The sequence below is a fragment of the Frankia tisae genome, from assembly GCF_025403405.1.
Lineage (GTDB): Bacteria > Actinomycetota > Actinomycetes > Frankiales > Frankiaceae > Frankia > Frankia tisai.
Window position 1 is genome coordinate 1 of the sequence record NZ_JANEZT010000326.1, and the last position, 7,690, is coordinate 7,690.

At 70.2% G+C, this 7,690-nt stretch carries 11 protein-coding genes; 8 read left to right on the forward strand and 3 right to left on the reverse strand.

What is annotated here, in order from left to right; translation table 11 throughout:
* On the forward strand, nt 1-801 hold an 801-nt coding region (gene ypfJ, locus NBZ85_RS24205; protein ID WP_261559885.1), incomplete at its 5' end, for a KPN_02809 family neutral zinc metallopeptidase.
* A 381-nt stretch (nt 802-1,182) separates the two neighbouring features.
* A complete protein-coding gene (locus tag NBZ85_RS24210) occupies nt 1,183-1,836 on the forward strand; it encodes a hypothetical protein (RefSeq protein WP_261562657.1) in 654 nt (217 codons plus the stop codon).
* 122 nt (nt 1,837-1,958) lie between these two features.
* Here the strand turns inward: NBZ85_RS24210 and NBZ85_RS24215 are convergent, their stop codons facing one another.
* A complete protein-coding gene (locus tag NBZ85_RS24215) occupies nt 1,959-2,807 on the reverse strand; it encodes a helix-turn-helix transcriptional regulator (RefSeq protein WP_261559886.1) in 849 nt (282 codons plus the stop codon).
* A 139-nt stretch (nt 2,808-2,946) separates the two neighbouring features.
* Between NBZ85_RS24215 and NBZ85_RS24220 the strand changes: the two genes are divergently transcribed.
* The 4 genes from NBZ85_RS24220 (at nt 2,947) to NBZ85_RS24230 (ending at nt 5,203) form a co-directional block, all read left to right on the forward strand.
* Nucleotides 2,947-3,648 carry an SDR family NAD(P)-dependent oxidoreductase gene (locus NBZ85_RS24220; RefSeq protein WP_261559887.1) on the forward strand — a complete coding sequence of 234 codons (702 nt, stop codon included), beginning with the start codon at nt 2,947-2,949 and terminating at the stop codon, nt 3,646-3,648.
* A 146-nt stretch (nt 3,649-3,794) separates the two neighbouring features.
* Nucleotides 3,795-4,028, forward strand: a complete 234-nt coding sequence (locus tag NBZ85_RS24225; RefSeq protein WP_261559888.1) for a type 2 periplasmic-binding domain-containing protein — start codon at nt 3,795-3,797, stop codon at nt 4,026-4,028.
* 17 nt (nt 4,029-4,045) lie between these two features.
* On the forward strand, nt 4,046-4,186 hold the full coding sequence (locus NBZ85_RS33345; RefSeq protein ID WP_368861433.1) for a hypothetical protein: 141 nt from the start codon (nt 4,046-4,048) through the stop codon (nt 4,184-4,186).
* A 120-nt stretch (nt 4,187-4,306) separates the two neighbouring features.
* Nucleotides 4,307-5,203: a class I SAM-dependent methyltransferase gene (locus NBZ85_RS24230; protein WP_261562658.1), complete on the forward strand. Its 897-nt coding sequence runs from the start codon at nt 4,307-4,309 to the stop codon at nt 5,201-5,203.
* Between the two features lie 251 nt (nt 5,204-5,454).
* On the opposite strand, the gene NBZ85_RS24235 is transcribed toward NBZ85_RS24230, so the two are convergent.
* Entirely contained in the window at nt 5,455-6,108 is a 654-nt protein-coding gene (locus NBZ85_RS24235; protein WP_261560440.1) for a nitroreductase family protein, read from the reverse strand.
* 178 nt (nt 6,109-6,286) lie between these two features.
* On the opposite strand from NBZ85_RS24235, the gene NBZ85_RS24240 reads away from it, so the two are divergent.
* The gene (locus tag NBZ85_RS24240) at nt 6,287-7,039 is read left to right on the forward strand and encodes an IclR family transcriptional regulator (RefSeq protein WP_261560441.1); all 753 of its coding nucleotides are present in this window, start codon (nt 6,287-6,289) and stop codon (nt 7,037-7,039) included.
* A 10-nt stretch (nt 7,040-7,049) separates the two neighbouring features.
* On the opposite strand, the gene NBZ85_RS24245 is transcribed toward NBZ85_RS24240, so the two are convergent.
* A complete protein-coding gene (locus NBZ85_RS24245; protein ID WP_261560442.1) occupies nt 7,050-7,289 on the reverse strand; it encodes a hypothetical protein in 240 nt (79 codons plus the stop codon).
* A gap of 134 nt (nt 7,290-7,423) precedes the next feature.
* Between NBZ85_RS24245 and NBZ85_RS24250 the strand changes: the two genes are divergently transcribed.
* Nucleotides 7,424-7,639 (forward strand): hypothetical protein, encoded by a 216-nt coding sequence (locus NBZ85_RS24250; RefSeq protein ID WP_261560443.1) that lies wholly within the window; start codon nt 7,424-7,426, stop codon nt 7,637-7,639.
* The last annotated feature ends 51 nt before the right edge of the window (nt 7,640-7,690 follow it).

The following is a 7,690-nucleotide window of genomic DNA, read 5'->3' on the forward strand; positions in this document are numbered from 1 at the left end:
GGTGGGGCCGGCATCCTCGGCGTGGTGATCTACCTGCTCGTCGCGGTCCTCGGTGGCGGTGGGTCGGACTCGGCCGGGTCGCCGCTGTCGCAGCCCGGCGGCGGCGCGTCCGGCGGCGGCACATCCGGCGACGTCGCCCGGCGGTGCAACGTCGCCGGGGCGATCGACCAGTACGACGACTGCTTCGTCCTCAAGGCGTTCAACGAGATCAACGAGGTGTGGGGCGCCCAGTTCGCCCGCAGCGGCCAGACCTACACCAAGCCGCGGCTGGTCTACTTCTCGCAGTCGGTGCGCACCGGCTGCGGCACGGCGTCGTCGCAGGTCGGGCCGTTCTACTGCCCGCCGGACCGCAAGGTCTACATCGATCTCGGCTTCCTCGACCAGCTCCAGCGCAACTACGGTGCCCAGGGCCGGTACGCGCAGGCGTACATCGTCGCGCACGAGGTCGGCCACCATCTTCAGACGCTCACCGGGACCGAGGCGCGGGTCCGCCAGGCCCAGCAGGCCGACCCGTCCCGGGAGAACCCGCTCAGCGTCCAGCTCGAACTTCAGGCCGACTGCTACGCCGGGGTGTGGAGCACGCTGGCGAACAACGCCGGCAACGTCACCATCGGCGAGGCCGACCTCGACGAGGCCCTCGGCGCCGCGCAGGCCGTCGGCGACGACCGCATCCAGGCGCAGGCCGGCCAGGTGAACCCGGAGACCTGGACCCACGGCTCCGCCGAGGAGCGCAAGAACTCCTTCCTCACCGGCTACCGCGGCGCCACCCTGGCTTCCTGCGGCACCGTCCCGCACGCCTGACCCGGAGCCAGTCGCCCGCGCCCGGTCCCTCGGCAGGGCCACCTCGATCTCCGTCGGGTGGCCGCCGGGGGACTCGCGCGCCGCGGCCGGATCCTGCGTTGGTGACGGGCAACCGGCAGAGTTGTGTCTGATCTTGTGGTGAATTGTGGCCTAGTAGACCCTTTGCCGGGCGAGTTATAGGCCCCTGTGGCTTTGCCGGCTTAGGTCCCCCGGGACTTGTTCGCCGACGCCCATGGAAGCCGGCTGTGTACGGATAGCCGCTGGCGGGCGGTGCCCCGTTCTGCTACCTTTGACCCATTCTCGGAACGAGAATTGGGGGGGACACTTCAGGAGGTGTCCCAAGTTTTTGGTTCCGGTCCCATCCCGCTCGGCGGGGCGCGGATGCTGCTGGCAGCCGATGCCCATCCCGGTCGCACCAGCGACGCGACACTCGGCCAGATGGCTGGCATTCTTGGCTACCTGGCCTTCTCCGGCACGGTCGTGAGTGTCGGAATACCAAACCTGAAAATCGCCCTCACCACCACGATCCCCATCTGGGTCCCGCGGCGTGTCGATTATCGCCGATGGCATCGTTTCCACCGGCGGGCCTGGGGCGGCTGCGTTCTCATCGCCGCGCACACCGTGCTTGCCAGCTGGGAGAAGCAGACGGCGCACGCGATCGGCCCCGACGGCCCGATCGGCAGCAGCCTCAACCGTGACCCGTCCCCGCGGCGCGAGGACCGACGCCCGACGGGCTCACGTGGGGGCGACCGCCGCCGACTGAACCCGGTTCGGAACCGCCGAACGCCGCCGTCGACACCGCCTGGCGTCGACACCGCCTGGCGTCGACACCGCCTGGCGTCGACACCGCCTGGCGTCGACACCGCCTGGCGTCGACACCGCCTGGCGTCGACACCGCCTGGCGTCGACACCGCCTGGCGTCGACACCGCCTGGCGTCGACACCGCCTGGCGTCGACACCGCCTGGCGTCGACACCGCCTGGCGTCGGCACTGTCTGTCGGCGATGCCGTCACCCATGGACAGCCGGTCGGGTGACCCCCTCCCGGGATTCGTCCCGGCACCCGGCCGGCCCGCCCTGCCGCTGCCGCATTCACGTCCACCAGTGCGGCAACGGCAGGGCACCCCACCTCGCAGCTATTGCGGGATGCCGTCTTCGCTCATGGTCTGGATGTCATGGTCTGGGTGCCGAGGACGTTGAGGAGCCTGAGCCGGTCGGCGGCGTCGCTACCGGCGGCGGCGGTGTAGGCGGCGATGCGCAGGTCTCCGCCGGGAGCGGTGAGCACGTCGCAGTCGAGGGCGAGTACTCCGACGGTGGGGTGGTGGACGGTCTTGGTGACCGCCTCGTGGACGCCGACGACCCCGGTGTCCCACATCTGCGCGAAGGTGATGCTGACGTCCCGTAGGTCCTTGATCAGGGCGCGCAGGCCGGCATCGTCGGGGTAGCGGGCGGCCGCCGCCCTCAGATCGCCGACCATGGCCGCCCTGAACCGGGCCTCCTGCTCGGGGGTGTGGCTGATCCGGCTCGGCGGACCGGTGAAATGCAGCCAGACGATGTTGCGCTCCCGTCCGCGCAGCGCGGACGGGTCCCCGAGCAGGGCGGCCCACAACGGGTTCCACAGGATCAGGTTCCAGGCCGCGTCCCACACGCTCAGCGGCGCGCCGTCGAGCTGGTCGAGCAGCCGTCGGACCCCCGGCGGGATGTGCGCCGGCACCTGCCCGGGACCCGGCGCCCACTGGCCCGCGAGCAGGTACAGATGCTCGCGTTCGGCCGCTGACAGGCGCAGCGCGCGGGCGAGTGCGGACAGCACCTGCGCGGACGGGGAGGTCGCCCGGCCCTGCTCCAGGCGGACGAGGTAGTCCACCGACAGGCCGGCGAGCTGCGCCACTTCCTCACGGCGCAGCCCGGCAGCCCGACGTACTCCGCCGGCGGGCAGCCCCACCGCGGCCGGAGCCATGCGGTCGCGCCAGCCACGCAGCGCCCGGCCCAGTTCCCTGGATCCGCTCACGTTTCCCAGTATCCGCCGACGGTGCCCGAACAGCCTGGTACTGATAGTCCACCGGCAACGGCGGGCACTGGCTGCCCATCCGGGGTACGGGCGAGGGTGGAAGCGACACCAGCCCGCCGATCACCGGAGTCGATCATCCATGACCACCACCCTGATCACCGGAGCGAACAAGGGCCTCGGCTTCGAGACCGCCCGCCGCCTGACCGAGGCCGGGCACACCGTCTACGTCGGGGCGCGCGACGCGGACCGCGGCCGGGAGGCGGCCGGGCGGCTCGGTGCCCACTTCGTGCAGCTCGACGTCACCGACGAGGAGTCCGTCGAGGCCGCGGCCAAGACCGTCCGCGCGCAGGCCGGTGGCCTCGACGTCCTGGTCAACAACGCCGGGATCGTGGGCGCGCGCAAGCTCGGCCGGCTCGGCGAGGTCACTGCGGCCGACATGCTGGCCACGTATGACACGAACGTCTTCGGCGTCGTGCGGGTCACGCGCGCATTCCTGCCGCTGGTGGCGGACAGCGACGCCCCGGTCGTCGTCAACGTCGGCAGCGGTCTCGGCTCGCTGGCGGCGACCAACGACCCCAGCCGGATCGAGTTCCAGGTGACGGGGCTGGACTACCACTCCTCCAAGACCGCGCTGGTCATGATCACCTCGCAGTACGCCAAGGCGTTCCCCGCCATCCGGTTCAACACCGTCGATCCCGGCTACACCGCCACCGACCTCAACGGCCACCAGGGCACCCAGACCGTCGAGGAGGGCGCGGAGGTCATCGTCCGGATGGCCTCGATCGGCGCCGACGGCCCGACCGGCGGCTACTTCGACAGGACCGGCCCGGCCGCCTGGTGACGGGCCGGTCAGTGGCGGATGGCGGGGCCAGTGGCGGATGGCGGGGTCAGTGGCGCAGGGCGAGGTCGAGGCCGTCGTCGAGGGGGATCTCGACGCCTGTGTAGCCGTTGCCGGGGGTGCGGACGTAGTCGAGCCAGTCACACACCGTGGCGCTGTCGCTCGTCGCGCAGAGCGATCTCATCGGCGTGGCGCCGCGGCGACTCGGCCGTGACAGCCTCGCCGCGCTCGGCCTCGTGCCCCTCGATCTCGGCCTGGACCTGCCGAACCTGTCCCTGTGTCTGGCCTGGCATCCCCGCTTCGACGCCGACGCCTCACACCGCTGGCTGCGCGCCCAGGTCCGCGACGTCATCCGGGGATCAATCACCCAGGGTGAACCATAGGCCTCGCCGCCCCGTGCATATCGTGCTCTCAGCCTCACGTGGCCCGGATGCACGACTACTACCTCAGCGGGAAGAACAATTTTCCGGTATCCGATGTGCCGCCCTCTCCTGGGTGGCCTGAAAGGCCGGCTGCAGCAGACAATCCACACCACACATGACATATCGTGTCGCAGTGACAACTCGCCGCTATCGCCGGATGTGCGACAGAACCGTTGTTCTTGCGGTCCCTGATAATTCGGTGGCTTGTCTGGAGGTGGATCGATAGCCTCCGTCGAGTGATGTACGAGGACCCGCGTGCGTACCTGCTTGGGCTTGAGGGCATTGCATTATTGCGAGCGTTCACCGGAGAGTCGGACCGTGACTTCGTGGAGGCCCGGATCGCGGAGATACGCAGAGTGCTCGCTGACGAGGCGTTGGCACACGCAGCCGTGGAAGTCGACCGGGTGGACACGGTTACGGGCTATCGGCTGTGGTCCGCGACGTATGACGGGCCCAACGGGGCGTTCGACGTCGACGAACCCGTGGTCAGGGAGATCGTGGACTCGTTGCCCGTGGGTGTTGCTCTGGATGCCGCGTGCGGGACCGGTCGCTACGCCGAGTTTCTGGCCGGGCGTGGCCATCGGGTTGTCGGCGTGGACCGCTCGCCCGACATGCTTGCCCGCGCACGTACTCGGGTGCCGCAGGGCGAGTTCCTGCTCGGTGATCTGCACCGGCTCCCCGTGGCCGACGCGGAGGTCGAACTGGTTGTGTGCGCCCTGGCACTGACCCACATCGGCACGCTCAAACCGGTCATGGCGGAGTTCGCCCGGGTCCTGCGTCCAGGTGGTCACCTGGTGATCTCCGACATGCACCCCGAGACAGTGGCGCTGGGCTCGATTCCCTCCGTCCGCGGTGCGGATGGCCGACCTGGGCATCTGAGTGCCTACCGCCACTTGATCGGGGATTATCTGCGGGCCGCGCTGGCAGTGGGACTGCGCGTGCGTCGCTGCGAGGAACCTTCCGCGCCGACCAACGAACCGCCGGGGCCGGCCGACCAGAAAGGCACGTTCGGAGCGGTAGGACCGTGGGAGCTGTGGCCGTGGTGCCTGGATGACCTGGTGCCCGAAGCAGCACGAGCCGCCAGGGCCGGTGTGCCGGCGCTGGTCATCTGGCATTTTCAGTTGGCCGAATCATGACACCACCATCAATGCCAGGGCTTTGGTCACGACGGTGATCGTGATGTCGTAAGCCAATAGTGGCGGTGTTCGTCGATTGCGTCTTCGAGCCGAGCCGAGCCGAGCCGAGCCCGGTCCGGCTCACCGGCTCTCTTCCGTAGCGGATTCCGCGGGCGGCGGGGCAGGACCGGTTTTGTCGATCACTGCGCGGCTGGGCGGACGCCGGCGGACCGAGGCCCCACCCGTCCCAGCAGCGGTCGCCACCCTCGCCGTCACCAGTGGTCGCGGTGCAGCACCTGGTCGAGGGGCACCCGGGGACCCGGTCGGAAGTCGGTGCCGAGGGTATAGGCGAGGGGGATGAACGCGGCCAGCATCACCCGGTCGTACGGGACTCCCAGCAGTGCGGCCATTTCACGTTCGAGGGGCGCCTGCGCGGTCGTCCACACCGTGCCCAAGCCCCGCGCGCGGGCGGCGAGCATGAAGCTCCACACGGCCGGCAGGATCGACCCCCAGGTCATCGACTGGGCGAGGACGGGCGCGCCGTCGGTTCGTCCCTCCACACAGGGGACGACGAGCGCCGGCACCCGGTGGATGTTGTCGTAGAGGTGCTGGAAGCCGCTGCCGATCTTGGCCAGTGACCGCGGATGGGCGTTCATCCGCTCGACGTCGCGCCGCGTCAGCGGGCTGGCGTGCGGGTCGGCCGCGGCGACCGCCCGCTGGAAGACGTCTGCGAGCGCCCGGCGCCGTTCGGAGTCGGTGACGACGACGAAGTGCCATCGCTGCCGGTTGCGGCCCGTCGGTGCCTGCACGGCGAGCTCGACGCATTCCTGGATGAGCTCCCACGGCACAGGCCGGGACAGGTCCAGCCGGTGGCGCACCGCCCGGGTGGTGGACAACAGCTCGTCGGATGACAGTTCCAGCACCATGCGCGTGTCTCCCAGGGCCTTGTGCGGATCGGGGAATCCACAGGTTGCCCGGTGGCGGCGCCAGGGCGGTAGCGTCCGGTTTCATCAGGTGAAAGCGGCGCAGTGATGTTCGCATGATCGTGAATGTCATGCGGATCGGCATCGCCTTGGACTGCGTGGGCTTCCGGAAGGTGGCGGCATGTCGGCGGTAGGAAGGGCACTGTCTGTCCTGGACGTGTTCGACGGGTCGGCCTGCCTGCGGCTGACGACGATCGCGGCGCGGACCGGCCTACCGTTGCCGACGGCGCTGCGGCTCGTGCGGGAACTCGTGGCGTGGGGAGGGCTGGAACGCCAGGCGGACGGGTCGTACCGGTTGGGGACCCGCCTGTGGGTGCTGGGCGGCCAGGTTCCGTGCCAGCGTCGGCTTGCCGAAGCCGGACAGCCCTACCTGCGCGGACTGCGAACGGCGACGGGCCGTGCCGTCGCGCTCACCTCTCTCGACGGCAATCGGCTGCTCGTCGTTGACGAGTTGGGCGCGGCGGTGGAGAAGGGTGCGCACCTGCCGCTGCACGCGACGGCAGCGGGCAAGATCTTTCTGGCCCACGGCCCGGACGCCCTGCGACGCCAGATCCTGAGCGACCTGGTCCGGATCACCCCGTACACCGTCACTGCTCCGGGGCTACTGCTGCGCCAGTTCGCCGACATCCGCGGCGGCTCGCTGGCGACCACCAGGGAGGAGAGACGCCTGGGGGAGTGCGAGGTCGCCGCACCGGTGGGTCCGACAGGCGGGGCCGGTCCGGCCGCGGCGCTCTCCGTGACAGCACCGTCCGCCCCGGCCGCGCGCCGCGCCGCACCGCTACTCGCCGCGACGGCCGCCGCCCTCACCGCCCACCTGACCCCACCCGACACGATCACCGAGGTGCGTGCCAGCGGGTATGACCGATCACCGTGAGCTGTCGTTTTCAGTCGGGATCGACCAGTGGGGTGTCCTGACCCGGGCGCCCGCGACGACGGCGAGCGCTGTTCCACTCCTCGATCGTCGAGCGCCGCCAGCGCGGCCTGCGACGATTCGCCGGTCGATCGGTGTCGGGGTCGTCCGCGGCAGGGGCTTCGCCGCTGGCCACGTTGGCTCGCCAGGATGACGGAGTGATCCTGAGGTGATCGGCCACCTCAAGGACGGTCATGAGGGGGTCGGAGTTCATCGACCCATCATCTTTGCCAAAATGCGTCGGCGCGTCGTGGCGCAGGCCACCCGCCCGGCCGGACAGGTGGCGCAGCGCCCCGTTCTCGGACCGTGAACCCCCGCGGACGGAGCTTCATCGGAGGTGAGCGGCCTGTGAAGGCACCGATCCACGAGATTCTTCGGGAGTCCGGCGACGGCCGGACCGTGACCGAGGACAAGCCCGCCATGCACGAACGGGCCGTCCCCTCACGTGCCTCGCTGGTAATGGCGCCGGACGAGTTCCACCGGCCTCGCCGGGATGACGCGCTGTGCGAGCCCGACACACTGAAGCGGGCAGGACGGGGGGTCAGGCGAGGACGGCTGGCTTGAGGACTGCCTCGCACCACTGGTGGAAGGTGGTGGGGGTGGTGAATTCGGGGG

Bases quoted from the DNA above. Each gene is read 5' to 3' on its own strand.
- NBZ85_RS24210 (WP_261562657.1), top strand. From the start codon at position 1,183: ATGCTGCTGGCAGCCGATGCCCATCCCGGTCGCACCAGCGACGCGACA.
- NBZ85_RS24220 (WP_261559887.1), top strand. From the start codon at position 2,947: ATGACCACCACCCTGATCACCGGAGCGAACAAGGGCCTCGGCTTCGAG.
- NBZ85_RS24230 (WP_261562658.1), top strand. From the start codon at position 4,307: ATGTACGAGGACCCGCGTGCGTACCTGCTTGGGCTTGAGGGCATTGCA.
- NBZ85_RS24235 (WP_261560440.1), bottom strand. From the start codon at position 6,108: ATGGTGCTGGAACTGTCATCCGACGAGCTGTTGTCCACCACCCGGGCG.
- NBZ85_RS24240 (WP_261560441.1), top strand. From the start codon at position 6,287: ATGTCGGCGGTAGGAAGGGCACTGTCTGTCCTGGACGTGTTCGACGGG.
- NBZ85_RS24245 (WP_261560442.1), bottom strand. From the start codon at position 7,289: ATGAACTCCGACCCCCTCATGACCGTCCTTGAGGTGGCCGATCACCTC.